This is a genomic window from Autumnicola psychrophila (assembly GCF_031846645.1).
Taxonomy (GTDB): Bacteria; Bacteroidota; Bacteroidia; order Flavobacteriales; family Flavobacteriaceae; genus Autumnicola; species Autumnicola psychrophila.
Genome location: NZ_JAVRHN010000012.1, coordinates 64,339 through 89,906 on the forward strand (window position 1 = coordinate 64,339; position 25,568 = coordinate 89,906).

Annotated in this window: 26 protein-coding genes; 6 read left to right on the forward strand and 20 right to left on the reverse strand. The window is 38.9% G+C overall.

The annotated features are described in order from the left end of the window. The first annotated feature begins 17 nt into the window (after nucleotides 1-17). The 4 genes from RM541_RS14665 to RM541_RS14680 are packed head-to-tail and all read left to right on the forward strand — an operon-like array spanning nucleotide 18 to nucleotide 2,764. A complete protein-coding gene (locus tag RM541_RS14665; protein ID WP_311500882.1) occupies nucleotides 18-533 on the forward strand; it encodes a DUF4870 domain-containing protein in 516 nt (171 codons plus the stop codon). Beyond that, on the forward strand, nucleotides 530-874 hold the full coding sequence (locus tag RM541_RS14670; RefSeq protein ID WP_311500883.1) for a PadR family transcriptional regulator: 345 nt from the start codon (nucleotides 530-532) through the stop codon (nucleotides 872-874). Before RM541_RS14665 ends, RM541_RS14670 begins: the two co-directional genes overlap by 4 nt. Further along, the gene (locus RM541_RS14675) at nucleotides 867-2,621 is read left to right on the forward strand and encodes a PspC domain-containing protein (RefSeq protein WP_311500884.1); all 1,755 of its coding nucleotides are present in this window, start codon (nucleotides 867-869) and stop codon (nucleotides 2,619-2,621) included. Before RM541_RS14670 ends, RM541_RS14675 begins: the two co-directional genes overlap by 8 nt. Next, a complete protein-coding gene (locus RM541_RS14680) occupies nucleotides 2,618-2,764 on the forward strand; it encodes a hypothetical protein (RefSeq protein WP_311500885.1) in 147 nt (48 codons plus the stop codon). Before RM541_RS14675 ends, RM541_RS14680 begins: the two co-directional genes overlap by 4 nt. Before the next feature lie 76 nt (nucleotides 2,765-2,840). On the opposite strand, the gene trxB is transcribed toward RM541_RS14680, so the two are convergent. Beyond that, nucleotides 2,841-3,815, reverse strand: coding sequence for a thioredoxin-disulfide reductase (trxB, locus tag RM541_RS14685; protein WP_311500886.1), 975 nt, complete (start codon nucleotides 3,813-3,815; stop codon nucleotides 2,841-2,843). Between the two features lie 175 nt (nucleotides 3,816-3,990). Between trxB and RM541_RS14690 the strand changes: the two genes are divergently transcribed. Then, complete coding sequence (locus tag RM541_RS14690; protein WP_311500887.1) at nucleotides 3,991-4,614, forward strand: trimeric intracellular cation channel family protein; 624 nt, start codon at nucleotides 3,991-3,993, stop codon at nucleotides 4,612-4,614. A 150-nt stretch (nucleotides 4,615-4,764) separates the two neighbouring features. Here RM541_RS14690 and RM541_RS14695 read toward each other — a convergent pair whose 3' ends face one another. The 17 genes from RM541_RS14695 to RM541_RS14775 all read right to left on the reverse strand — a co-directional run bounded on the left by RM541_RS14695 (nucleotide 4,765) and on the right by RM541_RS14775 (nucleotide 22,590). Beyond that, nucleotides 4,765-5,664 carry an NAD(P)-dependent oxidoreductase gene (locus tag RM541_RS14695; protein WP_311500888.1) on the reverse strand — a complete coding sequence of 300 codons (900 nt, stop codon included), beginning with the start codon at nucleotides 5,662-5,664 and terminating at the stop codon, nucleotides 4,765-4,767. Nucleotides 5,665-5,856: 192 nt separating this feature from the next. Continuing rightward, nucleotides 5,857-7,398, reverse strand: a complete 1,542-nt coding sequence (locus RM541_RS14700; protein ID WP_311500889.1) for an acyl-CoA carboxylase subunit beta — start codon at nucleotides 7,396-7,398, stop codon at nucleotides 5,857-5,859. Between the two features lie 10 nt (nucleotides 7,399-7,408). Then, nucleotides 7,409-8,848, reverse strand: a complete 1,440-nt coding sequence (gene accC, locus RM541_RS14705) for an acetyl-CoA carboxylase biotin carboxylase subunit (RefSeq protein WP_311500890.1) — start codon at nucleotides 8,846-8,848, stop codon at nucleotides 7,409-7,411. A gap of 55 nt (nucleotides 8,849-8,903) precedes the next feature. Further along, the gene (locus tag RM541_RS14710; protein WP_311500891.1) at nucleotides 8,904-9,404 is read right to left on the reverse strand and encodes an acyl-CoA carboxylase biotin carboxyl carrier protein subunit; all 501 of its coding nucleotides are present in this window, start codon (nucleotides 9,402-9,404) and stop codon (nucleotides 8,904-8,906) included. Between the two features lie 128 nt (nucleotides 9,405-9,532). Beyond that, nucleotides 9,533-9,946 carry a hypothetical protein gene (locus RM541_RS14715; protein WP_311500892.1) on the reverse strand — a complete coding sequence of 138 codons (414 nt, stop codon included), beginning with the start codon at nucleotides 9,944-9,946 and terminating at the stop codon, nucleotides 9,533-9,535. Nucleotides 9,947-10,160: 214 nt separating this feature from the next. Beyond that, nucleotides 10,161-10,649 carry a DUF2231 domain-containing protein gene (locus RM541_RS14720; RefSeq protein WP_311500893.1) on the reverse strand — a complete coding sequence of 163 codons (489 nt, stop codon included), beginning with the start codon at nucleotides 10,647-10,649 and terminating at the stop codon, nucleotides 10,161-10,163. Nucleotides 10,650-10,651: 2 nt separating this feature from the next. Then, a complete protein-coding gene (locus RM541_RS14725; protein WP_311500894.1) occupies nucleotides 10,652-10,966 on the reverse strand; it encodes a hypothetical protein in 315 nt (104 codons plus the stop codon). Between the two features lie 132 nt (nucleotides 10,967-11,098). Continuing rightward, a complete protein-coding gene (locus tag RM541_RS14730) occupies nucleotides 11,099-12,157 on the reverse strand; it encodes an MBL fold metallo-hydrolase (protein ID WP_311500895.1) in 1,059 nt (352 codons plus the stop codon). Between the two features lie 16 nt (nucleotides 12,158-12,173). Beyond that, nucleotides 12,174-13,214 (reverse strand): cytochrome d ubiquinol oxidase subunit II, encoded by a 1,041-nt coding sequence (locus RM541_RS14735; protein WP_311500896.1) that lies wholly within the window; start codon nucleotides 13,212-13,214, stop codon nucleotides 12,174-12,176. 2 nt (nucleotides 13,215-13,216) lie between these two features. Further along, entirely contained in the window at nucleotides 13,217-14,518 is a 1,302-nt protein-coding gene (locus RM541_RS14740) for a cytochrome ubiquinol oxidase subunit I (RefSeq protein ID WP_311500897.1), read from the reverse strand. Between the two features lie 288 nt (nucleotides 14,519-14,806). Continuing rightward, the gene (locus tag RM541_RS14745) at nucleotides 14,807-15,151 is read right to left on the reverse strand and encodes a rhodanese-like domain-containing protein (RefSeq protein WP_311500898.1); all 345 of its coding nucleotides are present in this window, start codon (nucleotides 15,149-15,151) and stop codon (nucleotides 14,807-14,809) included. Nucleotides 15,152-15,340: 189 nt separating this feature from the next. Further along, nucleotides 15,341-16,741 (reverse strand): TolC family protein, encoded by a 1,401-nt coding sequence (locus RM541_RS14750; protein ID WP_311500899.1) that lies wholly within the window; start codon nucleotides 16,739-16,741, stop codon nucleotides 15,341-15,343. A gap of 2 nt (nucleotides 16,742-16,743) precedes the next feature. Then, entirely contained in the window at nucleotides 16,744-18,099 is a 1,356-nt protein-coding gene (locus RM541_RS14755; protein WP_311500900.1) for an HlyD family secretion protein, read from the reverse strand. A gap of 6 nt (nucleotides 18,100-18,105) precedes the next feature. Further along, nucleotides 18,106-19,770, reverse strand: a complete 1,665-nt coding sequence (locus tag RM541_RS14760; protein ID WP_311500901.1) for a peptidase domain-containing ABC transporter — start codon at nucleotides 19,768-19,770, stop codon at nucleotides 18,106-18,108. Beyond that, complete coding sequence (locus RM541_RS14765) at nucleotides 19,770-20,450, reverse strand: TetR/AcrR family transcriptional regulator (RefSeq protein ID WP_311500902.1); 681 nt, start codon at nucleotides 20,448-20,450, stop codon at nucleotides 19,770-19,772. Before RM541_RS14765 ends, RM541_RS14760 begins: the two co-directional genes overlap by 1 nt. A 773-nt stretch (nucleotides 20,451-21,223) precedes the next feature. Continuing rightward, nucleotides 21,224-21,640, reverse strand: a complete 417-nt coding sequence (locus tag RM541_RS14770; protein WP_311500903.1) for a Dabb family protein — start codon at nucleotides 21,638-21,640, stop codon at nucleotides 21,224-21,226. Between the two features lie 533 nt (nucleotides 21,641-22,173). After that, entirely contained in the window at nucleotides 22,174-22,590 is a 417-nt protein-coding gene (locus RM541_RS14775) for a hypothetical protein (protein ID WP_311500904.1), read from the reverse strand. Nucleotides 22,591-22,756: 166 nt separating this feature from the next. Between RM541_RS14775 and RM541_RS14780 the strand changes: the two genes are divergently transcribed. Continuing rightward, the gene (locus RM541_RS14780; protein WP_311500905.1) at nucleotides 22,757-23,941 is read left to right on the forward strand and encodes an MFS transporter; all 1,185 of its coding nucleotides are present in this window, start codon (nucleotides 22,757-22,759) and stop codon (nucleotides 23,939-23,941) included. Nucleotides 23,942-24,135: 194 nt separating this feature from the next. Here the strand turns inward: RM541_RS14780 and RM541_RS14785 are convergent, their stop codons facing one another. Together RM541_RS14785 and RM541_RS14790 are read right to left on the reverse strand one after the other, a co-directional pair. Then, nucleotides 24,136-24,618: a hypothetical protein gene (locus RM541_RS14785; RefSeq protein WP_311500933.1), complete on the reverse strand. Its 483-nt coding sequence runs from the start codon at nucleotides 24,616-24,618 to the stop codon at nucleotides 24,136-24,138. Beyond that, a complete protein-coding gene (locus RM541_RS14790) occupies nucleotides 24,563-25,549 on the reverse strand; it encodes a UDP-glucuronic acid decarboxylase family protein (protein ID WP_311500906.1) in 987 nt (328 codons plus the stop codon). Before RM541_RS14790 ends, RM541_RS14785 begins: the two co-directional genes overlap by 56 nt. Between the last annotated feature and the right edge of the window lie 19 nt (nucleotides 25,550-25,568).

The following is a 25,568-nucleotide window of genomic DNA, read 5'->3' on the forward strand; positions in this document are numbered from 1 at the left end:
TAAGAAAATAATAGGTTATGAACTTAAAAGTCTTAAACAGGGATAAAAACCTGGCAACACTCATTCATCTGTCGGTGTTTACCAAGTTTCTTTTTCCATTAGGAAATTTTCTTTTTCCGCTCCTTCTCTGGATTTTCAGAAAAGATGATGAATTCGTAGACCACCATGGAAGAAATGCACTTAACTTCCAGATAAGTATTTTCCTGTATAGCATTTTATTGGTAGTACTTGGATTGGCGGGGCTTACTCTCATTGTACTGAACCTCGATCCTGAAATTTTTTTACATAGACTTCCTGAATTTGTAATAGATGATTTACAGCAGGCACTTTCTGCCATCATTCTGGTAATAGTCTTTGCCACGCTCCTCCTTGCCCTTTTTGTCCTGGAAATCTTTGCTGTGATAAGCGCGAGTCTAAAAGCAAATGAGGGAGAACTTTACAATTATCCGTTATGCATCAATTTTATAAGTATCAATAACACTAATCATCAATCAAAAAATGCACAGTTTAACAAAGAAAATCACACATTATGAAGATTGAAAATACCAAAGCGCAAATGCGAAAAGGTGTTCTGGAGTACTGCATTCTCTCTGTCCTTAAGGATGAAGATGCATATGTGGCAGAAATTCTCGAAACCCTGAAAGACGCAAAATTACTGGTAGTAGAAGGTACCATTTATCCTTTACTCACCAGGCTTAAAAACGCCGGACTCCTTTCTTACCGATGGGAAGAATCCAGCAGTGGGCCACCACGTAAGTACTACGGACTTACAGATACAGGAAAATTGTTCCTTAAGGAACTCACCACCACCTGGGACGAACTGCAAACTGCTGTGACTATTGTAACCACTCAAAAAAATAAAGATCATGAATAAAACAGTCAATATAAATCTCGCCGGCATTTTCTTCCACATAGATGAAGATGCTTATGCTAAATTACAGCACTATCTGGAGGCCATTAAACGCTCGTTTGCCCGTACGCAGGGAAGCGAGGAAATAATAGCAGACATTGAAGCCCGTATTGCTGAATTATTCAATGAAAAGATCAAGGATAAGAGACAGGTAATCAGCATTAAAGAAGTTGAAGAAGTGATTGCAATCATGGGTCAGCCTGAAGATTACATGGTAGACGAAGAAATCTTTGAAGATGAACCCGTTTATGAATCTACAGGAAAAATGACCGGAAGAAAACTATTCCGGGATCCTTTAAACAGTTATCTGGGTGGCGTTTCTTCCGGTCTGGGACATTATATGGAAATTGATGCGGTTTGGGTTCGGCTACTATGGGTGCTGCTCACATTGCTTACCAGTGGTGCTTTTATCCTGATATATATCGCATTCTGGATTTTTGTGCCCGAAGCGAAGACTACAGCAGACAGGCTTGCCATGAAAGGTGAAGAAGTGACCATCAGCAACATCGAAAAAAAAATTCGTGAAGGTTTTGATAACGTAGCCGGAAAGGTAAAAGATGTAGATTATGAAAAATACGGGAAAAGGGCAAGATCGGGAGCAAGTTCTGCAGGATCGGCTTTAGGAAATGCCATTTTAATGGTACTTACCATCTTCGTGAAATTCATCGGAATCTTACTTCTATTACTATCAGGATCAATTTTAATAGGACTATTTATAGCCTTGTTTACCATTGGTGTCTTCGGAATTATCGAAACTCCGTGGACAGATTACATAGAAATGGCGGTAAGTGGCGGGCCGCTATGGCTAATTTCCTTGCTGTTTTTTTTCCTGGTGGGAATTCCGTTTTTCTTCCTTTTCGTTTTAGGACTAAAAATTCTGGTGAACAACCTTAAATCAATTGGAACAACTGCCAAACTGGTATTACTTGGAGTGTGGATTCTCTCCTTTATCGGATTACTTATAATCGGAATTCAGCAGGCCACGAATACAGCTTTTGATGGAGAAACGGTGATCACAAAGCCGCTGAATATTTCTGCACAGGATACCTTATTCCTGAAAATGCAAAATCAGAATAGTTTTTCTTCCAGCTTTTATCGTGGTGATGCTTTTAAAATAAAACATGACGAAAGCAATAACAAAATGTTATTTTCAGACCAGGTTTGGATTACGATAAAATCTACAAGGGATTCCCTTGCGAGCATGGAAATTGTGAAAGCTGCAGAAGGAAGTGATTTTGAAGATGCCAATGAAAGAGCACGCAATATTCAGTATGATGTCAACCTTATAAATAATGAATTACAACTCGACAGTCACCTCACTTCAGATTTAAAATACAAGTACAGAGATCAGGAAGTGAGGATCACGTTGTTTCTCCCGCAGGGCACCACGCTTTATGTGGAGGACAATGTAGGTGCTTTTATTAGCCGAAGATATAATAGTGAAAACATCTACAGGCATGGCGACCAGGAACGTTACCTGGAAATAACTGAGAATGGAACTATTTGCAACGACTGCCCGGTGGAGATGGAAATGGAGGATGAAAATGCTGACGATACTTATACCGATGAAGAATGGGAAAGCGAAGACCAATGGGACGAGGAAAGCGATTATAACTCCCGAAGCACTAACCGTAGTTCTACTGAAGAACCAGAGAATACAGAAGATTCTGAAACAACTACAGTAGAAACCGATACAACCAGCCAGTCATGAGCACATTAATTTCTTTATTGATCAGTTTGGTTATGTCGTTTATGATGGAAAATCCTCAAGAGGATACACAGAAAATAATTGCTGAAGAAAACTGCACAATTCAGCTTCAGCAAAAAATGTGGGAAGAATGTAACGAAGATTAGTCGTAGTTCCTTCCCGGAAAAAGAAATCCCGTCAAACTGAATTGACGGGATTTTTTATATTCGAAAATTGCCATTTTCAGGCAGTGACTTCCTCTTCTTTCCTACTCTCCACTTCAGCCAAATATCGCTCTGCATCAAGAGCTGCCATACAACCCGTTCCGGCTGCAGTTACAGCCTGGCGATATTCTTTATCCTGTACATCTCCTGAAGCAAAAACCCCCGGAAGATTTGTTTTTGTAGATTTGCCTTTCGTGATCAAATAGCCGGTATCATCCATGTCCAGCTGACCTTTAAAGACTTCAGTATTTGGTTTGTGTCCAATAGCTACAAAAAATCCGGTAATTTTTATTTCTTCCTTCTCTCCTGTCTGGTTATTTACCATTCGCAAACCTTCAACTACCTGGTCACCAAGAATTTCATCAACCTCGGTATTATATCTCAGGTCAATGTTTTTTGTACTGGTCACCCTGTGCTGCATTGCTTTAGACGCTCGCATCTCATCTTTCCTAACCAACATAGTCACTTTATTACAAATATTGGAAAGATAAGTAGCCTCTTCTGCAGCGGTGTCACCACCACCCACAATGGCAACATCCTGATTTTTATAAAAGAAACCGTCACAAACCGCACATGCTGAAACTCCGCCTCCTCTTAATTTCTGCTCACTTGGCAATCCAAGATATTTTGCAGTAGCTCCTGTAGAAATAATTACAGTTTCTGCCTCAACCCAGGTAGCGTTATCTACACGTGCACGATGAATTCCGCCAATTTCTTTGCTGAATTCTACTTCAGTTACCATTCCTATTCTCACTTCGGTACCAAAACGTTCAGCCTGTTTCTGAAGGTCCATCATCATTTGCGGCCCGTCTATACCGTCTGCATATCCGGGAAAGTTATCTACTTCAGTAGTAGTGGTTAACTGTCCGCCGGGTTCCATTCCGGTGTACATTACCGGTTTAAGATCTGCACGGGATGCATAGATTGCTGCAGTATACCCTGCCGGCCCGGAGCCTATAATAAGACACTTTATTCTTTCAACTTTATCGCTCATAGGAATATAATTTGAAATGCAAAAATACTAACTTTAAAGTAAATTCCCGAGACTATTACGATGAAGATTTGTTATTGGCAAATAGCTTCAGTAAATTCCTGATCTTTTCAGAAGCTTCAGAAAAAACTTATTTGACCTCCTCAGGATTCGAAGTTAAAAATTACCTTTGCCCGTTATGGAACTGAGTCTATTTAATATTCTGGACATCCTGGGAACCATGGCTTTTGCCATTTCGGGGGCACTTGCAGCAATGGACAGGAAGCTCGATCTCTTCGGAATTTTTATTATAGCCTTTGTAACCGCTATTGGTGGCGGTACCATTCGCGATGCGCTTATGGGAAATACTCCGGTCGCCTGGATGGAAAACGCAACCTACGTTTACCTTATTGGAGCGGTAACTATTTTTGCAATTATCTTCCGGAATAAAATAAATTACCTCAAAACCTCCCTTTTCCTGTTTGATACTATCGGACTCGGAGTTTTTACAATCACAGGAGTAGAAACCGGTGTTGCCAACAACCTTGATCCTATAATTTCTATCGCCATAGGGGCAATGACAGGTACTTTTGGTGGGGTGGTAAGGGATATTCTCTGTAACGAAATTCCGGTAATTTTTAGAAGGGAAATTTACGCGACAGCATGCATTGTGGGAGGTCTAGCCTTTGTTATTCTGCACCGGCTTGGAGTAAATATTGATATTATTTACATCGTTACCTCACTTACCGTGATAATTATTCGTCTGCTGGTGGTCAAATACAAGATCTCATTACCATCTTATCATCTGCTTCAAAATAATTAGAAAATCTCACCTTAGGAGATCATTTTTTATAAAATTTTTTAAAAAGAAGTTCTTAACTACATACTACTTTATCTACAGGGCTACTCAAAAAAATTCATTTATCGGCATATAGAAAAGTAAATAACAATATGAATCAGACGTCAGGCGCAATTAGTCTTTGATGAATTCTTTAAAATTATTTAATACTTTTTGAGACAGGCGTTCTTCTGTTTTTGTGGACCATCCGGCACTTTTATCCACTGTAATCAGGTTTTTATTCTTCAGGATTCGGCCATCGAGTTTACTTTTTGCATCTCCGTCGAAAATGGCAAAATTTGAAGGTTCACTTATCCATTTCTGAAAAGCCTTTTCGTCTAAAGGCAGTCCCAGTGAAGTATTAATCAAAATTTTTCCAGAACCCAACTGCTCAAACTCCTTTTTCTTCAGAATCTGAATATTTTTTGGCAGATGAATACTTATCATTTCTGAAGTTTTTAGCAATTCATCCAATTCCAGGTAATTAACACCTTTCTCTTCCCAGTCTTTTTTCCTGGTCCTGCTGAAGTAGTAGAGATCCATTCCAAAAGGCAGCAGGCATTTTGCCAGTAACTGTCCGGTAGTGCCAAGGCCGATAATTCCTAATTTCCTGCCGGTAAGCTCCATTGGCATTTCCCGCCACTGATTTTTACCAAAACCGTGCAGCAATCTCACCAATTCTGAAACTATAAACTCAATAACACCGGGATCTCCATAATCTCTGATGCCTGTAACCCCAATTCCCCTCTCCCGGGCGAAATTCACGGCCACGTTAGCAGAAGCGTCATCATACAGACTGCAGCACATTCCGATATACTTGAGATTCGGACACTTTTCAATGATTTTTTCGTCAATTTGGGTCCTCCACGACACAAAAATCGCTTCCGCATCGCCTATCCGCTCTAAAACCTCAGTTTCAGAAGCCGGTTCGTCTTTATATACATCAATTTTCTCTTCACTATATTGCTGTAGTTCCTCCAAAGCCCAATCCTGAATCTTGGTATGATCTACACATACTATTTTTTTAAACTTCATACTTTATTTCTCTCTTTTTCTTCTGAAATAGTCATGTCTTCAAAATGGCAATTATCGACCTGAAAACTTATTTTAAATGATGAATCGTGAATTCTCTTCTTCTCTCAAATACATTTAAAATCTAAAATCTTTTTCTGTTCTCTTTTCTCTCTCCTCTTTTTCTCTTTTCCTCTTTAATTTCTTACCTCAAAATCACAACGGAATATTCCCATGCTTCCTGTCTATCCTTAACACCTGCTTATTTTCGAGCATACTAAAAGCCTTTAGTAGTTTTCTTCTGGTATCCCGCGGCATAATCACCTCATCTATAAATCCGCGTTGCGCCGCTTTAAACGGATTCGCAAACTTTTCAGCATATTCAGCTTCCTTTTCAGAAAGTTTCACTTCCGGATCTTCGGCCTCTTTAATTTCTTTTCTAAAGATAATTTCACTCGCACCCTTAGCTCCCATTACGGCAATTTCCGCAGTTGGCCAGGCGTAATTAAGATCGGCACCAATATGTTTGCTATTCATCACATCATAAGCACCACCATAAGCCTTACGAGTAATTACCGTTACCCGTGGCACTGTGGCTTCACTTAAAGCATACAATAACTTGGCACCATGCAAAATAATTCCGTTCCATTCCTGGTCGGTTCCCGGTAAGAATCCCGGAACATCAACAAACACGAGCAACGGAATATTAAAGCAGTCGCAAAAACGTGTAAAACGTGCCGCTTTTTTTGAACTATCCACATCGAGCACCCCGGCCAAACTCATTGGCTGATTGGCAACAATCCCGATACTTCTCCCTCCAAGCCGCGCAAAACCGACAATAATATTATCGGCATAATCTTTATGAATTTCAAAGAAAGAATCTTCATCTATAATTCCTTTTATCACCTCATGCATATCATAAGGTTTTGTGGAACTATCAGGAATCATGCTGTCCAGCGAGTTTCTTATCTCATCTCCCAGCTCGTAAGGGAGCTTTTCCGGTGTTTCCTTATTATTCTGCGGAAGATAACTCATCAAGTTTTTGATATCTTCCAGGCAGGTAATGTCGTTAAATGATGTAATATGCGTTACGCCGGACTTTGTGGAATGCGTGCTGGCACCGCCAAGCTCTTCAGAAGTGACTTCTTCGTTAGTTACCGTTTTTACTACGTTTGGTCCCGTTACAAACATATAACTGGTGTCCTGCACCATCAGTGTAAAATCTGTCATTGCCGGGGAATACACGGCTCCTCCCGCACACGGTCCCATAATTGCCGATATTTGCGGAATTACACCCGATGCCTGTACATTTCTATAAAAAATATCTGCATAGCCACCCAATGATTTCACCCCTTCCTGAATCCTGGCACCTCCCGAATCATTTAATCCGATAATTGGTGCACCAACTTTCATGGCGTGGTCCATAACTTTGCAAATTTTTTCAGCGTGGGTTTCAGATAAAGCGCCTCCAAAAACAGTAAAGTCCTGAGCAAATACGTAAACAAGCCGGCCGTGAATAGTTCCATACCCGGTTACCACTCCATCGCCATAATACTGCTGCTTGTCCATCCCAAAATCGGTGGTTCGATGTGTTACCAATATTCCAAGCTCTTCAAAGGAGCCTTCATCCAGCAAATAATCAACTCTTTCCCGGGCAGTTAACTTCTTCTTTTCGTGCTGTTTGGCAATCCGTTTTTCACCGCCACCTAAATGAGCTTGTTGTATTTTTTCATTAAGCTTTTCTATATTCTTACTCATCTCTTATATTCTATTTTGGTAAACGGACTAGTTTCTGATCCTTTAAATATTGCTTCAATGCAATTAATCCCGCGAGTTTGGCTTCTTCTTCTATTTTTGCCTCCAGTTTTTCTGCGGAATAATATTTTTTTACAAAATGAGTATCAAAATTTCCACTTCTGAAGGCTTCATGTTCAAATACAAATTTTCCGAAGGGTAACGTGGTCATCACTCCCTTCACTTCGTAATCATCTATCGCCTTTATCATTAGCTGAATGGCTTCTTCCCTACTTTTCCCGTAAGTTATCAACTTGGCGAGCATCGGGTCGTAATAGATTGGAACTTCCATTCCTTCTTCAAAACCATCATCCAGGCGGATGCCTTCTCCTGCAGGACCTCGGTACCTTTCCAGAGTTCCCACGCTGGGCATAAAGTCTTCCATGGGATCTTCAGCATAAACCCGAAGTTCGAGTGCATGACCGGTGATCTTTAGATCTTCCTGCGAAAATTGCAATTTTTGACCCCTGGCTATTTTTATCTGTTGCTCCACAAGATCGATTCCGGTAATTAATTCGGTTACCGGATGTTCCACCTGCAGGCGCGTATTCATTTCGAGGAAATAGAAATTCTTATTTTCATCCATCAGGAACTCCACAGTACCCGCTCCAACATAATCACAGGCCTTGGCTACTTTTACAGCAGCCTCTCCCATTTGCTTCCGCAGTTTTTCATCCAGAATTACTGACGGGGCTTCTTCCACCACCTTCTGGTGACGCCTTTGGATACTACACTCCCGCTCAAAAAGATGAAGAAAATTTCCATGAGTATCTGATAATACCTGGATTTCTATATGTCGCGGCGAACCAACATATTTTTCAATAAAAACCGACCCATCACCAAAAGCAGATTCCGCTTCACTTATCGCACGCTTCATTTGGTCTGCCAAATTTTTCTCTTTTTCAACAATACGCATTCCTTTTCCACCACCACCGGCAGAGGCTTTAATTAAAATAGGAAACCCGATCTCCCGCCCGATTTCTTTGGCTTTTTCCACATCGGTAATCGCTTCATCTATTCCCGGAACCATAGGGATATCATACTTCTTTACAGCATCTTTGGCGGCGAGTTTGCTCCCCATTATTTTGATGGCTTTGGAACCGGGACCAATCCAGGTGATGCCGTTTTTTTCCACATTTTCGGCAAACCCGGCGTTTTCACTTAGAAATCCGTAGCCGGGATGAATACCGTCCACTCCAAGATCTTTTGCAACTTCTATAATTTTATCACCCCGTAAATAGGATTCACTGGAAGGGGCTTCTCCAATACAAACCGCTTCATCTGCAAATTTTACATGCGGTGCATTCCTGTCTGCCTTCGAGAAAACAGCCACGGTTTTTATTCCCATTTTCTGTGCGGTTTTCATCACCCGCAAAGCAATTTCTCCGCGGTTGGCTACTAAAATTTTCTTCATCTGTAATTATCTTTTTGAAATAGTTTATCTGCCCGCTATCATGGCTTTTCACTTTTCACTCTTCACTTATTTCCTCCAGTTCGATCAATAATTGATTTTTATCTACCGTTTGCCCTTTTTCAATATGTACAGATTTTATAATTCCGTCGCCAGGAGCAGAGAGGGTATTTTCCATTTTCATAGCTTCGAGCACGAGCAGGTAATCTCCCGCTTTCACCTCATCACCTTCCTTGGCCATTACATCGAGAATGAGACCCGGCATTGGCGCCTTTATATCGTTTACAGCCTGAGCAGAACCCAGTGAAAGTCCCATTTCTTCAATAAGCAAATCCAACTCATTGGCAATATCTACTTCATAAATATTGGAATTGATCCTCACCGTGTATCTTTTCTTATTAAAATCAGCATACAAAACTTCGGCTTTGTTGGATTTATGCTCCTTTAAAACATGAAATTTAGAACCGGAAAGTTCCTGTTGATCTAATGTGGTAATGTCATCAAGGGAAAATTGATACTCGTAAGCACCATTTACCGTGACCTTATATTTTTTTTCCATAATTCTTAGTTAAACGGGGCTTTTGAGGCCTGTTTCGTAAATATAGAAAAAGTTTGAAGTAATAATTAAAGACTTTATAAAGCTTTTTGAAAAAAGCTATAGAACCAGCGGGCTGTTAGTAAAAAAGACTAATTACGTTCTAAAAGTCGCAGATAATCATTTCTTCCGAAAGTGATAAAATAAACAAAATAGCCAAGGAAAAAGAACATCAGGAAAGCGAGATAAATGGAACTGATGTCGTAAACGGTATAAAGTAAAAAATAAAGCAGTGCGTTTAAAAGAGCTACAGGCAGGAACCAACCGGAAAAGATAAAACCGGTAACTTCTACAAGTTTCTCTTCTCCTTCGTTAATTTCAAACTGAATTACACGGCTTCCGCACCAGTCCAATTGCGCTCGCAAAGTATGTTTCCCGGGAGGAATTTTGAATTCTTTAATTTCTCGATCTTCAATATAACCCAAAACCCCGCCGTCTAAAACGAGTTCAAAAGATCGGAATTTGTTAGCCCATTCTGAGTTCCTTTTAATCTTAAGACTGGCCATTATCGAATATTTCTCTATTTCAACTAAAACATTAAAATAAAAAAATTCCTGTTCACTTGAGAATCGAAATAAAATTAAGGTCGATAATTGGCAATTTTCGGCATTGATTCAGAAAATTGCCAATTATCGACCTCAAAAAGTTTAGCTTCAATACTGCTAAAATTTTATTGAAATTAGTGAAAATTTCCTTCAGAAGAAGTTTATAAAAGAAGGTTTATTCAAATTCCGCGCAATTTCCTGAAGGAATATTTACGCCGGCGGCCTGCTGATAAACCAGAGTAACTCCAAGATGACCTACATACATTAAAACTCCCGTTCCTGCAGCCAGTCCTAAAACAAGAACGAATTGGACAATCAATTTGCGGAAAAAAGAAATTTTAAAATAAGCAGCAAGATCCACGAGCAAGCTTCCACTAAAAATATAAGCGGAGAGATAGGCCATATTTTCGTGGTCTTTAAGAATTGTAGGATCACATAATTTCCTGGAAACGATACCATCGGCAAGATTTCCGGTGTAAATGGCGATCCAGATTCCGACAACCCCAAGTAACAACATGAGTGTTCCTCCTGTTTCCCAAAGCTCCCGTTTAAACTTTAATGCGAAGAGTTTGAAGATGAAGGCGAGTAACAATAAAACTATTGGAAAATGAACGGACAGAGGATGGTATACCTCTGTCCGCCAAAATTCTGGTATTTCTGCCATACTTACTCCATTATTTCAACTGAAATAGGATCAAGTCTCTGGCCATTCTTTTCTACCTCAACTTCCACTTTCTGACCTTCCTCCAGTTCCGAAAAATCTACGGTACTGCCGTTCCTGGTAAGTTGTGTTTCTTCTGTAAAGTAAAGTTCCAGCGTTTTATCATCGTCAGTCTTTACATAAATTTCATCTTTAGATGGCTCTACCTCCTCTATAGTTCCCTGGTAAGTACCAGATTCTACAACGTCTGTACTTTCACCGCAAGCGATGAAAAAGAAAAATGAACTTACTAATAATGTACTTAAAATCTTGGTTTTCATATTAAACTGGTTTATTGTTTATTTATTCATTCAAATTGTTAAAACTAAATTAACCAAATACCTGCACACCCCAAACATATTGGTATTATTTCATTAAAATTTCACAAAGTTTTAAAAGTTGCGGCGTCATCACTAGTACTTCTCTTCAAAATTCCACCAGGTTTCCTGATTAAAATCTTCTCCCAATTTATAAGGTTCTCCTATTTTTGGCACTACGTATTGCTGCCCTGATTTTTTCGCAGAAGCCACAAATCTCTTGACAGGTTCATTCCAGGAATGTATTGATAAGGTGAATTTTCCCCAATGCACCGGAATTGCAATTTTTGCATTAAGATCTTTAGCAGCGGTGACTGCCTGCTCGGGAAACATATGAATCTCCGGCCAGTTTTCATTATACTGGCCGCATTCCATAAAAGCCAGATCAAAAGGTCCAAACCTTCTTCCTATTTCTTTAAACTGCTGACTGTAACCTGAATCTCCTCCTATATAAATTTTGTAGGCGCTGAATTCCAGAATAAAAGAGGACCAAAGTGTTGCAAAACGCGTGGTTCCCCTTCCCGAAAAGTGCCGTGCCGGTGCCGCCGTAATTTTTAGCTTTTCATTTATTCGTTTATCTTCCCACCAGTCTAATTCTGTAATGCCCATTTTTTCCAATCCCCAATATTCAAGGTGCGCTCCCACTCCCAGGGAAGTAACAATTTTCTTTACTTTGGATTTCAGTTTCATAATTGAAGGATAATCCAGATGATCGTAATGATCGTGCGTAAGAATGAGCAGATCTATTTCAGGAAAATCATCAACTTCATATTTGTCTGCACCGCGAAATGATTTACCGAAGAATTTAACCGGAGAAGCATTTCCGCTAAAAACAGGATCAACAAGAATTCGGTATCCGTTGAAATCGATGAAATAGGAAGAATGTCCAAACCAGACAATAACCGGTTTGTCTGAAGAAATTTGCGAAAGGTCTGTCTTTACATTCGGAAGTTCTGCGGAAGGTCTCACCGACTTTGGCCGCGTCATAAAATCCTTAAGAACAGTGATCATCGAGACATCATCTGGACTTACCGCTGTAGGCTGTACATTCTGAAATTTTCCGTTAGTACTGTTGGAAGATTTTTCTATCCTTTCCAGCCGCTCCCCTTCCGGCTTCTTCCCAAATGATTTTTTAAAACTTTTAATTCCGGCCACAGTTAAAACAGATTACTTACTCTTCAAGTTCTTTGGCATCCTTTTCATAAACCTTAATCATATTGAATGACTTCATGAGATGGAAAAGTCCCGGTAAGATAACAAATCCGCCAATAATGAGAGAAATCCCCAGAGTAGAAATTACCGCTTCCGGAGCCACACCTTCAAGAATACTCAGTTCTTCTCCTGCAGTAATTATTATATACGGAAAATGTGCAATAAGGGCGGCAAACAAGATGAGAATTACCTGAAATCCAGCCAGATAACGACTGGCAATCCTATTCTGTTTTCTAATGGAATTCCAAAGCGGAATAAGAAGAATTCCGGATAAAACGACAGCAACTATAGAAATAGGATTTGTTATAAAATCTTCGATAAATGCAATATCAGAAATATAACCATAGACTACAAGGATAAAGCCTATTGTGACAAGGGCAATGGTAAAATATCGTGATTTTCGGCTGTACATTTTTCTAATCTTTCCTTCGCTTTCGCCAATTAATAAAGTGGAAGCTAGGAAAGCACAAAGCGCGGCATAGAACAAGCCCACCAGTAGAGAAAAGATATTCAGCCACGGATGCATAAAAATTTGGCTGAAGGAATAGCTGGCATAATCTTCTGTTCTAATAATTTCCCCACCAATTAAAGCGGCAAAGGACATTCCCAGAAAAACCGGAGTTATAAAACTGGAAATACGGAACATCACGTTATAAAGATATTGTGAGCGATCTTCTATGGCATCGTAATGCCGAAAAATGAAAGCTACACCACGCATAGTAATTCCCAGAAGTACCAATGTAAGCGGAATGTGCAAGTAAATAATGATAACATTGAAATACACCGGAAAAGCGATCCAGAGGATTACTATGAGGATAATTAGCCAAATATGATTGGCTTCCCAAACCGGGCCCATCACTTTATAGATCGTATCGCGGTTAATCTTTTTATTTTCCTTTGAAGAAAAAAGCTCTACTATGCCTGCACCAAAATCTGCCCCGCCCAGCAGTACATAAAGAAAAAACGAAAAAAGCGTAAAGAAAAGGACGACGTATAGCATAGTTATTCTTTATCTGCATTTAAAACTCTTATTTGCCTTTTCATAAGCCAGGTGACGGTAAAAGCGAGAATAATGTAAACCATCAAATACATATAAAAGCTGAATTTTATTCCCGGCATTGGTGTTACGGCATCTTCGGTACGCATAATACCATAAATTATCCATGGCTGGCGCCCAACTTCTGTCACCACCCAACCAGCTTCCAGAGCAATAAAACCAAGCGGTGCAAGCAACATAAAAAACCACCAATATTTGCGGCTATCCATCCACGATTTCTTCTTCAGACTAATAAAATAAAGTAGCCCTGCAAGCATTAGTAATGTACCAATCCCAACCATCGTCTGGAATGCATAATGAACTATAGCGACTGGAGGAAGCTCGTCTTCAGGAAAGTCATTAAGCCCCTTTACTTCGGCATCAAAGTCTCCAAAAGCAAGAAAAGAAAGGGCATTCGGAATTTCCAATTTGTTGGTAACTTCCCGTTTCTCTTCATCTACTATTCCGCCGATATAGAGCGGAACTCCTTTACTGGTTTCATAATGGGCTTCCATGGCAGCAAGCTTTACCGGCTGCCTTTCTGCTACATCTTTAGCTGAAAGATCACCACTTAAAGGCTGCAGAATTGCTGCGACCGCACCAAAAGAAATGGCAATTTTAAATGCCTGTTTATGCAGTTCCGGATTATTGTTACGCAAAATCTGATATGCATGAAGGCCGGCCACAGCAAAACTGGTGGCAACAAAAGCCGCAAGCGTCATATGTAATGCCTGGGTAAACCAGGCGGGATTCAAAAATGCCTGGACAGGATCTATATTTGTGAATTCACCATTAATATAATCAAAACCCGAAGGAGCATTCATCCAACCATTTGCAGAAACTACCAATATTCCAGATGCTACTCCTGAAATGCCAATTATTATACCTGTAAACCAGTGAAATTTTTCTGGAAGTTTATTCCAGCCGTAAAGATAAAAGCCAAGGGCAATTGCTTCCACAAAAAAAGCCGCTCCTTCCAGAGAAAAGGGCATTCCTATAATTGGGCCGGCATGTTTCATAAATTCCGGCCAGAGCATACCTAACTCAAAGGAGAGTGCTGTTCCGGAAACTGCACCGGTCACAAAAAATATTGCTACGCCTTTTAGCCAGGCCTTTGTAAGCTTCAGGTAAAGCGGATTTCTGGTTTTTAGCCATTTCCGGTGGGCTATTACCATGAAAAAAGGCATAACCATCCCGATACAGGCAAAAATAATATGAAATCCAAGAGTAAAGGCCATTTGCAGCCTTGCGTATTCCAGATTTTCCATAGAAAGTTCTAAGAACCTACTTCAAAAAAAATGATTTTCAGTTCATTACAAATCATCAGGAACTATTCCTGCTCTCCGCTAAAATTAAGCAAAAATTGAATGGTGACAGAGCGGTTTTAGAAGGAATTACATAGAATAATTTATGTAGAAAATTGATTTGTCATTATTTATAATTTAATGAAAACCCAGAAAGAAGCATTTGATTTTCTCTGAAGCTAAAAAAACCACTAGCTTCAGAGAAAATCTTTAAATATGAATGCTTTAGTGGCTCAAATTTCAAAAAGAAATTTACTTCTGCCAGGCTAGAAATCCACCTTTAAGATCATAAATCTGTAAAAAACCCTCCTTCACCATAAATTTCGCAGCGCGCGCACTTCTGGCTCCGTTCCGGCAATAAATAAACACGGGCTGATCTTTATTTAAGCTTTTAATCCTGGTCATGAACCGGGAATCGTAAAAATTAATGTTCCTGGCATTTTCAATATGATCTTCGATAAACTCCTTGGGAGTGCGAACATCAATTAAAACACCGTGAGTATCTAAAAGATATTTTTTGAATTGATCTTCTTTAAAGACTTGAATTTTCGCATTGGTTTGGGAGCCGAAACCAAACAAAGACTTGATAATTTGCATTTTATAGGTTCTCCTATGATTTTAAATTTATTCTTGAGATGATATATTTTCTTTGAAAAAAATCAGCAATTATTTTAAGCTTTTCTTTTTAAATATAGAGGAAGTGTATCAAATAATATACCTAAGTTTTTTACTGATGTGAAGCCTGAGATAAGATCATCAAATTATGCCAGAAATTAAGGTAAAAATCTAATCAAGTTCCGGAATTATCCCAAGACTCTGGAAAAGGCGGGCTTTTGCATACATGAATTTCGTGAGCACTTCATTTTGTTTTAGTTGTGCTTCTATTAGCTTAATTTCCCTGCTGTTTATGAGGAATATGGAGCTTTCCCCAAAGCTCATCTTTCGTTCTTCCGCAGCGAGCATTATAATATAGTTTTCTACCATTTCGCTCACAATGACATTCTGAATTTTATAGGATTCCAGTTCCTGAAAAACGGCCCTTATTTTATTCTCAATTTGCCTTTCATTCAGCTGAAGGTCAAAATATGTATCTTGTACTTTCAATTCAGCAAGGCGCAAATCCCCGCGTTCCTTTCTAAGAAACAAAGGCACACTAAAGCTTATTCCGGCTTTATAATTGGCTGTATTGAGGGTTTGAAATTCCGGCTCCGGGGTAATAAAGTTGTATTCCAAATTTATAGCAGGCAGTAATTTATTAGCTTTTAAACGTCTTTCGATTTCAAGAGCCTGAAGCTTGAATTCGAGGGAACGTAGTTTGGGATGATCTTCTATATCAATTTGATCCGGGGTCAACGGGGGGAGCTCGAGAGTTAAGTCCAAATCTTCCTGTAAACTCGTATCCGGAATTACATTGGGCTGTAGTTCTACCGGAACATTGTTTGCGAGCCATAAATAATTGGACAGATTTAGCCTTTCCTTCATTAGTCTTACCCTTGCCTGCTCCAACTCTAATGTTCGGCTTTGAACAGGAATTTTTGCTTCTACCGTATCTATGGCGGCTACTTCTCCCAGCCGGGCGTTCTGTTTTATACCCAAAAATCGTTCTGCAGCATTTTCCAGAAACTCTTCATAAATAATCACTTCGTTATAGACCTTTAGCCATTCAAAATAAGCAATGGCCGCATCGTAAAGCACCTGATTTACCATCAAATCCCGCTCGGCTAATGTCTGCTGCCGGAAAGCTCTTGCACTCTTTAAAGTTGCCATACGATCGTTGATCCACATCCCCTGTCCCACATCAACAGAAACTCCGGCGCTGAACAGTCCGTCTTCGGGAACTGTTTTTTGTGGATTCAGATAATAGCCCTCATTTTGTTCAAAACCTGCTTTTACTTCTACTCCGTACCAGGTTGGTATTTTAAAAGTGGAATTCAGGATGTCGTAGTACTCTGTTCCCTTAAATTCCTTCCTGTCATAATTAACTTCAATTTTTGGATCAAAACCACCCCGCGCCTTCAGCAGCTGTGCTTCTCCCATGGAAATCTGAAGCTCTGCCTGGCCTGCTACAGGGTGATATTCCTTTACATAGGCCATATATTCCTCAAAACTCAACACTTCTGGAAGTTGTTCCTGAGCTTTGAGAAAAAAGCAGGAAAAAACAGAAACTAAAAATAAATATCCTTTCATGTTTACTTCTTTTCCTTGTTCGCTTGAGAAGATCCTTCAGGTTGGTAGTAATTTGGAGGAAAACCATTTAAATTTCGCCATATTTCATACCAGATAGGAACTTCCTCCAATAGAGCTATTGTTGTTGCTCCGGAACCTACCCTAAGTGCATCTGGCCAGGGATGATCATTAGGATCTGGTGCAAGAAGAACACGATATTTTCCGTTATCACTTATAAAACTTTCTATGGCAACTACACGTGCACCGTAAGTTCCGTAAGAAAGGTTTTCCCAACCGCTAAAAACTATCGAAGGCCAACCATCAAACTGCACTCTTACCTCTTCTCCAATATGGATCAAAGGAATATCAAGCGGATCTATATAAGTTTCAACCGCCAGTTGAAAATCTGAAGGCATGATCCCCACCAGTCGCTCCCCTTCTTTAAAGGTCTCTCCAATCCCGGCGCGCAGGGCTTTGGTTATATAGCCACTTTGAGGTGCTAAAATATAGTTCATCTGGCCTCTAATCACATAATTGGAATAATCACTTTCCAGCTTACTCACCTGTGCTTCGGCATCCAGTTGGTTTGAACGTGCTGTATTTAGATCACTTTCCGCTTTAGCTATTTTATTGACATATTCTGCTTCAATTCTATTAATTTCCAACTGTGCATTAATAACTTCATTTTCACTAGCTAATAATTTATTTTGTTGAGAAATTAATTTTGCCTGGGTTTCCTGCAGTTTTAATCTCTTCTCCTCCACATCGGGTAAAGCTTTAAGACCTTCTTCCTGTAACTGCACAGTACGTGCGTATTGAGTCTCAGCAATATTGAGATTTGTTCTGGCTGCTTCCAGGTCTATACTATCACTCTCCACTTTTAAACGAGCCTGTCTCAGTTTATTATTCGCCTGTTTCAATTTTAAAGCCAATTCATTTTGTAAAGCTGCAATTTGAGCACGAAGCGCAATAATTTTACCTCCGTAAGAGTTAACAGATCCTGTCTTCGCTTCAATCTGGTTTCCTGTTCTTTCTACCAGCAAGGGATCAAAATACTCACTTTTCACTTCTGAAATATGAAGAATGGTATCTCCCTCATTCACAAACTCACCTTCTTCCACAAACCATTCTTCGATCCTACCAGGAATAGCAGATTGTATAGTCTGAGGCCTGTGCTCGGGACTTAATGTGGTTACATATCCAGATCCGGAAACATTCTGCGTCCAGGGTAGAAACATGACTAACACAATAAAAATTATAAAACCGAGAAGAATCTTGTTGAATAAATCGTATTTGGTTTTGTGAAAGGCATATTTCACAGATTTATATTCTGAAATATCCACCCTCCTGTTCAGTTTATCTTTTGATATATTAAGCATCTTTTGCTAAAATTTATTCTTTATTATACCATTTTCCAGGACGATGGTTTCATCACAGAATTCTTCCCAAAGTTCATTCCTGCTTGCAACTAACAGAGACCATGGCCGGGAACTATCTGTAAAGAAATGAAGAAGGCGACTGGCTTCTTCTTTTTCAAATTGTTCCAGAGGTTCTTTAAGAATAAGCAAATCTGGTTTTCTTACAATTGCCCGGGCTAGGATAATTCGTTTACCTATTAGTGACGAAAGATACTTCCCCTCTGGGTAAATAATACTTTTAAGTCCTTCAGGCTGCTCTTTTACAAATTGTGATAAGCCCATCGTGTCTATTGCCCATTGTATATCTTTATCAGATACGCTGTCATCACCAAAAGTTATATTATCACGTAAAGTTCCTTCAAAAGGAAATTCTTCAGGTAAAAACACCCCCAATCTTCCCCGGTAGTCATTTATGGCTAAGCTTTTCAAAGAATAATTATTTACGTAGATATTTCCGCGTGTGGCTTCAAGTATTCCTGCAACAACTTTTAAAAGTGTTGTACGTCCACTACCATTTGATCCTTTAATAAGAAAATTTTTTCCTGCAGGAATATTAAGGGAAATATTTCTAAGAATGGTTTTATTACCTGTGGGTGCGGTGTACGATACATCATCCAATTCTACATCTAAAGGGACTGCATCTGATAGGACGTTATCACCTTCAGTTTTTTCCAGTTCTTTGTCTACTACCTGGCCCAGTTTTTCCAGTGAAGTAAGCAAATCATAAACAGTGTCCAATCCTTTTATCAGTTTTTCTACAGATCCCATAATAAGGAGGATAATTATTTCTGCAGCCACAAATTGCCCTATGTTCATTTGTTGATTTAATACCAGCATACCCCCAATGGCCAGAAGCCCCCCGGTTACCAGAACCTTAAAAATTATTAGCTTTATAAACTGAATTATTAAAACGCCGAAATGACCTTCGCGGGAATGAAGATAATTATTGGTCAAATAATCACTTTTATCCATTGCGAGACTTCTCTTTCCTGATACTTTAAAACTAACAATCTCCCTGGCCATTTCCTGAAGCCAGTGGGCCACTTTATATTTATGTTTCGATTCATCAAGGCTGGTGTCCATTCCCTTGCGTGCTGTGAATTTAAAAACAAGCCACAGAAGGACCACCAGTAAGAACCCATAAATTATGAAGAATGGGTGGTAAAGGGAAAGCAGGATCAAACCTAAAATAATTTGCACTATAGCAGAAGGAAAATCCAGCAGCAGTTTAGCCATGCCTTTTTGAACATTAATAGTATCAAAAAAACGGTTTGCAAGTTCTGGGGGATAAGAAGAATTTAACTGTTCCATTTTAATTTTTGGAAACCTGTAGGTAAATTCAAAAGAAGACCTTGTAAATATTTTTTGCTGGATATTTTCTACGATACGCACCTGCATTAGTTCCAGCACCCCCACAAACCCCACAGCCAGAGTAACCAGTACTACAAGTACTATCCAGGAGGTACTTACCCGACCTCCCTGGATTAAGTTTACAATAGCCTGTATACCCAAGGGCACAGAAAGGTTTATTAATCCTGCAAAAATCGCATAATAAATAGTTTGTAAGACATCTCTTCTGTCGAGCTTTAAGAGGCCGTACAATCGGTTAAGTGCATAGGTTCCTTTAGCCATTATTTAGGTAAGTTTAAAGTTGAAGAAACAAGGTGAATAAAAAATTGAGAAGGCAATATCTTATCATTACATTCTGTAAGTGAAGAAAAATGTTCTTTTAAAAAATGCTGATGCAACGCACCTTCCAAAACAGTACTGGCCAGAGAAGATGGAAAAGGATAATTACTGTCTACTGCCAGAACCATTTCTTTTAACCTTACCGCTAATCTATTGTACACAGCAAAAAAGCCTTCTTTATTCTCCCTATCCACCTCTTTTGAAAGAAAAGATTTGGAATACTCATTAATTACCACTTTATGAAGGATTACTTCATCAATATGGGAGATAAAAGAATCTCTCTCTACGCTTCGGGTCAAAACCTGAATTCCCGTCTCCAGCTTCTTTTTGGGATCTTCGATATTGGCTGTAGCAAATACTAATTGATATTCTTTCCATCCCCAGTACCACGAAGTGAGATAAAGTAGCAGCTTGTGCTTGTTCTCAAAATATCGGTAAATCGAACTCTCATTAGAACCAATTTTAGCTCCAAGTTTTTTAAAGGTAAAATGCTCAAATCCAATATCATGTGTTAAAAGAATGCTGTGCTCCACAATTTTTTTCCCTAAAGCTGAAGATTCGGGGTCCTTAACATAAAGATTGCGATTAACCTCAATTTTTAAACTGGCAAAAAGACTTTTCATCCTATGAAATATTAGATCGCAAATATAATAGTAACACTATCATATTTGCAACTAACACATTCATTAGTAACATTAACTTAATCTGAAAAGAGTCCTATTCCGGGAGTATGGTTTTCGTCAATACAATAAAATACTTGAAAATGGTGTGATCGCTTAAGAATCTGATTAGCCTCTGTTTTGCAATTTTTGCATTTTCCGGACTTTGCATTTATGGGGGAGAGATGTTTTGGAATTATATTTTCCTATATAAAAACAAATTTTTCAGATGGGCAATTAATATCTGGACTTTTACTTTTTTCCCATAAATAAAATACAGAAATTTTGTTCCTATTTCACCATAAAGTGCTCATTTTCGGCTTCAGATCTCCGGAAAAAAATCCGTTATTGAGAATTTTGACTAATGGTAAAGTATCATCCATTACCTTCCAAAGTACAGATTTCTACACATATTTGAAAGAAATGGAAATATTCAGAGAAAGAGAGCTTAGATTTAAATTTGCTGCCACTTAAGAATATCCTGATTCCTTTTTTTTACGGATTTAAAAAGGTTATTCCCAGCATGGATTGCATAAATTTTCTCATGGTTGAGGGGTGAAGCACCTCCCCAGGCAGCACATCTTCTGCACAAAATTTGTCTCTTGCGCGAGCAGTATCAAAGAATTTTATTGATGTTGCTTCATTTCAGAATTAAGTTTCCCGCTCAAGACGACGGACTCCTATAAAAACTCAGGATGAACCAATAAAGGGCAAATTTAAATACGCTAAAATCCAGCTTATTTTTCAGCTAATTTATCGATTCCAACAGAATCATAAACCTGAACTTTTTTCCACAGATGAGATGATTCTTCTATAAACACCTCATGAGCTGGTTCTGTTTGGTACTTATTTTGAATCTCTTTTGAAGGAAAACTTAGAATCAAAGAATACGTATAAGAGTTATCGACTACATCCCGTGGTGTTCCTGCCGGAACTCCAATAAATTTAGTCTGTGCATATTCACTGTTTTTCATGAACTTTTTTACAGAAGTTTCAAAAGCCTGGCGATCTTCAGCACTATCAGGGTTATGAAACCAGAAATAAACAACGTGTGTAAAATTAGAGTCAAATTCCATTTTCTCTTCCTGAGCCGAGAGGTTATTAGCTCCTAATACGACCGTAGCAATAACTAAGGTTTTTAAAATTTTGGACATTTTTATATTGATTTTAAAGTTCCTAAATTACAATAAATTAGACAGGTTCAAAGATTTTCTTTAAAATTTAAATAAATGTGCAGCGGAAACATCTTCCTGATTACGTATCGATATTTGTTATTTTTAGCACTTCACCTTAAAAAGCCAAAAACATTTAATAATATTCATTCTTCTCTTTCTCTGTATAGTAAATTTTAACTGTTCCAAAGTTATTAGAAACGAAAATACTAAAAATTGAGAATGATTCTTAAAAAAAGGAAAATCAAAATTATTATTTCGAAGAGTATGAAAGTATAGACTTCAACAATTGCCGATATTTGCCATTTTCAGGTATGTTCTAAAATGGAAGGCGTCAACTTCTTCATAGTTAATATCTTTATTTTTATCTCTTTATTAAACCACCTCCTGAAGATAATCAACGTACAACTGCAATTCTCTATCGAAAATGTGGGGGCGATCTGTGCGTTTTGGTAAAGCTGTTCGGCCATAAATATGGTCCACCATTTCCTGAAGACTTGCCCGCTTCGAAAAATTCAAAAAACCTCCTCCAGGTCAACTTTTTCTGCTTCACCTGCCATGTCTAAAAAGCGCCTATACTTTTCTTTTAGTCCGCTTTCTTCGGGAAGCATCTCAAAATATTTTACAATTTCAGAACCCGTTTCAAAAGCAGAAGATCGTAAATCTTCCAGTTTAGACTGTACGTTTCTGTTTACAAGATTTAGATAATCTGTAAGACGTCTCACCCGGTAATTCCCTTCATCAGTACTAATAGGCACGTACGGCTCATTACTTTGCTGGTAATAATGTTTACGCATCATTTCAACCAGGTTGTCTTCAATAATCGAAATTGCCGAAGTTATCCCGTAGTGGGCAACTTTTATAGGTGAATCTATAGTAAAAGAAAGTCCCATGACCGGGATGTGAAAATTATGTGGAGAAAGAACGCTCATGTTATTTTAAATTTTAGCAAGCTCAAAGATGAAGAAGCTTTGGAAGCTGAAATATGATTAAAATCATGTATTGCCACATACTTTAATAAAAAGTATAAATTGAAAAGAGATTCCTGCTCATCTATATTGACATTTTTGCTTTTCTTCGCATCAAATCGACCAGATAATGCTTGTTGCAAAGCGTATATTACCAATTATAGTTTTTTCCCAATTTTGCTGTACCTCGCTCTGGTTTGCGAGCAATGCAGTAATGCCAGACTTGCTGCTGAATTATAATCTTGGAGCTTCCGCTTTGGGGCATTTAACTTCTGCAGTGCAATTTGGATTTATAAGCGGCACCCTGATTTTTGCAATTTTCGGCATTGCAGATCGGTTTTCGCCTTCCCGGGTTTTCTTTGGGTGTGCATTGTTGGGAGCCTTCTTTAATCTCAGTATTATTTCTGAAGCGCATACTTTAAACAGCCTGTTATTGCTGCGTTTTCTTACCGGATTTTCTCTTGCCGGAATTTATCCTGTAGGTATGAAAATCGCTTCTGATTATTACCTGAAGGGACTGGGAAAATCCCTTGGTTTTCTTGTAGGAGCCCTGGTCCTTGGAACCGCATTTCCTCATTTATTAAAAGGTATCACAACCACCGGCACATTACCTTGGAAGTCGGTTCTTATAACAACTTCTGTTTTATCTGTTTTAGGCGGATTGCTGATTTTTCTTTTAATTCCGAATGGACCTTACAGGCAACCAAAATTGAAAAAGGACTTTTCTGCAGCTTTTAAGGTTTTTAGAAATTCGAGATTTAGAGCTGCCGCTTTCGGTTATTTTGGGCACATGTGGGAGCTTTACGCTTTCTGGGCATTTGTGCCGGTAGCCTTGCAAATTTATCAGGAAGTTAATCCTCATATAGATTTTAATATTCCTTTGCTTTCGTTCCTGATTATCGGCTCCGGCGGACTGGCATGTGTGATAGGGGGTTATATTTCTGCAAATTTCGGCACCCGGAAAACTGCAGCCACGGGACTTTTTCTTTCGGGATGTTGTTGTCTTCTTTCTCCTTTGCTGCTTCTTCAAAATTCTCCGACTGTTGTAATTGTTTTCCTGATTTTCTGGGGATTAATGGTGGTTGCAGATTCGCCTCTTTTCTCCACATTGGTAGCCCAAAATGCAATTGCAGAATCCCGGGGTACCGCCCTTACCATTGTAAATTCTATAGGATTTGGTATCACTATTTTAAGCATCCAGCTCCTTAATTTATTTACGGAAGTTATTGATCCCATTTACCTGTTCGTCGCACTGGCAGCGGGACCAGCCTTTGGATTATGGGCACTCTTTAGAAAAAGTTCTTCGGAAGACTGATTTAACCCTTCCGTCTTAACCAGCTTTCGCTGATTAAGCCACCTTCTCTTAAAAAAAGGAAAGGAACCTCTAGAGTTGCAATTTCTTCTTCAGAATTGAGAAGAAATCTTTCATGGCTACGAATTATCTTTAAAGTTGAAGATTTTCAATGAAGTGCCTTTAATTCAAAATTAAAAATTCAGAATATTAAAGAATCACCTTCGATGCCATCTCCTGGTAAACCACCAACTACTTATTTGTAAAAAGGCGGTCAGCACGACTGAAGCTATAAAATGCTGCAGAATTAGAAAAGTGAGTATGGGATAATCACCAACGTTTATAGCATTGGAATAAAAATTATTCGGAATATCCTGAATGTAAAAACCCAGCACACCAAATGCTACAACAAGGAAACCGTAAGTAATATAAAACAGAAAATTCTCCTCTATAGTCCATTTCCTATAGACCGCAAAAGCGACCATTAGAATCCAGGTTATCCATATACTAACAAGGCAATTCTGAAGCGTAGACTGAAATTCCTCCATAGTTCCGCTTTCTTCTTCTAACCCTGTAAGCTGAAAAAAAGAAATAATCGGATAAACTAGAACAAGCGCCAGAATTATTAAAAAAATCTTTCCGGTTTTAGATTTTATTATATTGCTGGAAGTCTTTATGTTCTTTTTTGAAGAGTTCCTCATCACTTAAATTTTTGAAATATTCATAAGTTTTAGCGAAACCTTCTTTTCTTGAAACTACGGGGAACCAATCCAAGATTTCGTTGGCTTTCGTAATATCTGGTTTCCTTTGCGAAGGATCATCCTTTGGAAGCGGTTTATTAACTACCTTTTGGTCGCTTCCTGTAAGATCCAAAATTTCGTGTACCAACTCATTTATTGTAATTTCTTCTGGATTACCAATATTCACAGGATAAGAATAATTACTCATCAATAGTTTGTAAATTCCTTCTACCTGGTCATCTACATAACAAAAAGAGCGGGTCTGGCTTCCATCACCAAAGATCGTAAAATCCTCCCCGCGCAATGCCTGACCTATAAATGCAGGAATTACCCGGCCATCATTTAACCTCATCCTGGGACCGTACGTATCAAAAATACGAACAATACGCGTTTCGAGACCATGAATCCTGTGGTAGGCCATCGTAATGGATTCCATGAACCTTTTCGCCTCATCATACACTCCGCGGGGCCCTATGGTGTTTACATTACCGTAGTAATCTTCGGTTTGTGGATGTACAAGGGGATCACCATAAACTTCAGAAGTAGAAGCAATAAGAATTCGTGCCTTCTTTTCCTTTGCAAGCCCCAGCAGGTTGTGCGTTCCCATAGCCCCTACCTTTAAGGTCTGAATAGGGATTTTAAGGTAATCTATGGGACTGGCGGGTGACGCAAAATGCAAAATATAATCCAGCTCGCCCGGCACATGCACAAATGTCGTTACATCGTGATGATAAAATTCAAAATTGGGAAGTTTAAACAAGTGCTCTATGTTGCCAAGATCCCCCGTAATGAGATTATCCATCGCAACAACATCAAAACCTTCTTCAATAAATTTATCACATAAATGCGATCCTAAAAAGCCTGCTGCTCCTGTTATTAATACTCTACCCATAGATATTTATTCCAAAGCT

What these genes read in the sequence shown, in the direction of transcription:
- RM541_RS14665 (WP_311500882.1), top strand. Translation starts at nt 18, where the DNA reads ATGAACTTAAAAGTCTTAAACAGGGATAAAAACCTGGCAACACTCATT.
- RM541_RS14670 (WP_311500883.1), top strand. Translation starts at nt 530, where the DNA reads ATGAAGATTGAAAATACCAAAGCGCAAATGCGAAAAGGTGTTCTGGAG.
- RM541_RS14675 (WP_311500884.1), top strand. Translation starts at nt 867, where the DNA reads ATGAATAAAACAGTCAATATAAATCTCGCCGGCATTTTCTTCCACATA.
- RM541_RS14680 (WP_311500885.1), top strand. Translation starts at nt 2,618, where the DNA reads ATGAGCACATTAATTTCTTTATTGATCAGTTTGGTTATGTCGTTTATG.
- trxB (WP_311500886.1), bottom strand. Translation starts at nt 3,815, where the DNA reads ATGAGCGATAAAGTTGAAAGAATAAAGTGTCTTATTATAGGCTCCGGG.
- RM541_RS14690 (WP_311500887.1), top strand. Translation starts at nt 3,991, where the DNA reads ATGGAACTGAGTCTATTTAATATTCTGGACATCCTGGGAACCATGGCT.
- RM541_RS14695 (WP_311500888.1), bottom strand. Translation starts at nt 5,664, where the DNA reads ATGAAGTTTAAAAAAATAGTATGTGTAGATCATACCAAGATTCAGGAT.
- RM541_RS14700 (WP_311500889.1), bottom strand. Translation starts at nt 7,398, where the DNA reads ATGAGTAAGAATATAGAAAAGCTTAATGAAAAAATACAACAAGCTCAT.
- accC (WP_311500890.1), bottom strand. Translation starts at nt 8,848, where the DNA reads ATGAAGAAAATTTTAGTAGCCAACCGCGGAGAAATTGCTTTGCGGGTG.
- RM541_RS14710 (WP_311500891.1), bottom strand. Translation starts at nt 9,404, where the DNA reads ATGGAAAAAAAATATAAGGTCACGGTAAATGGTGCTTACGAGTATCAA.
- RM541_RS14715 (WP_311500892.1), bottom strand. Translation starts at nt 9,946, where the DNA reads ATGGCCAGTCTTAAGATTAAAAGGAACTCAGAATGGGCTAACAAATTC.
- RM541_RS14720 (WP_311500893.1), bottom strand. Translation starts at nt 10,649, where the DNA reads ATGGCAGAAATACCAGAATTTTGGCGGACAGAGGTATACCATCCTCTG.
- RM541_RS14725 (WP_311500894.1), bottom strand. Translation starts at nt 10,966, where the DNA reads ATGAAAACCAAGATTTTAAGTACATTATTAGTAAGTTCATTTTTCTTT.
- RM541_RS14735 (WP_311500896.1), bottom strand. Translation starts at nt 13,214, where the DNA reads ATGCTATACGTCGTCCTTTTCTTTACGCTTTTTTCGTTTTTTCTTTAT.
- RM541_RS14740 (WP_311500897.1), bottom strand. Translation starts at nt 14,518, where the DNA reads ATGGAAAATCTGGAATACGCAAGGCTGCAAATGGCCTTTACTCTTGGA.
- RM541_RS14745 (WP_311500898.1), bottom strand. Translation starts at nt 15,151, where the DNA reads ATGCAAATTATCAAGTCTTTGTTTGGTTTCGGCTCCCAAACCAATGCG.
- RM541_RS14750 (WP_311500899.1), bottom strand. Translation starts at nt 16,741, where the DNA reads ATGAAAGGATATTTATTTTTAGTTTCTGTTTTTTCCTGCTTTTTTCTC.
- RM541_RS14755 (WP_311500900.1), bottom strand. Translation starts at nt 18,099, where the DNA reads ATGCTTAATATATCAAAAGATAAACTGAACAGGAGGGTGGATATTTCA.
- RM541_RS14760 (WP_311500901.1), bottom strand. Translation starts at nt 19,770, where the DNA reads ATGGCTAAAGGAACCTATGCACTTAACCGATTGTACGGCCTCTTAAAG.
- RM541_RS14765 (WP_311500902.1), bottom strand. Translation starts at nt 20,450, where the DNA reads ATGAAAAGTCTTTTTGCCAGTTTAAAAATTGAGGTTAATCGCAATCTT.
- RM541_RS14770 (WP_311500903.1), bottom strand. Translation starts at nt 21,640, where the DNA reads ATGTCCAAAATTTTAAAAACCTTAGTTATTGCTACGGTCGTATTAGGA.
- RM541_RS14775 (WP_311500904.1), bottom strand. Translation starts at nt 22,590, where the DNA reads ATGAGCGTTCTTTCTCCACATAATTTTCACATCCCGGTCATGGGACTT.
- RM541_RS14780 (WP_311500905.1), top strand. Translation starts at nt 22,757, where the DNA reads ATGCTTGTTGCAAAGCGTATATTACCAATTATAGTTTTTTCCCAATTT.
- RM541_RS14785 (WP_311500933.1), bottom strand. Translation starts at nt 24,618, where the DNA reads ATGAGGAACTCTTCAAAAAAGAACATAAAGACTTCCAGCAATATAATA.
- RM541_RS14790 (WP_311500906.1), bottom strand. Translation starts at nt 25,549, where the DNA reads ATGGGTAGAGTATTAATAACAGGAGCAGCAGGCTTTTTAGGATCGCAT.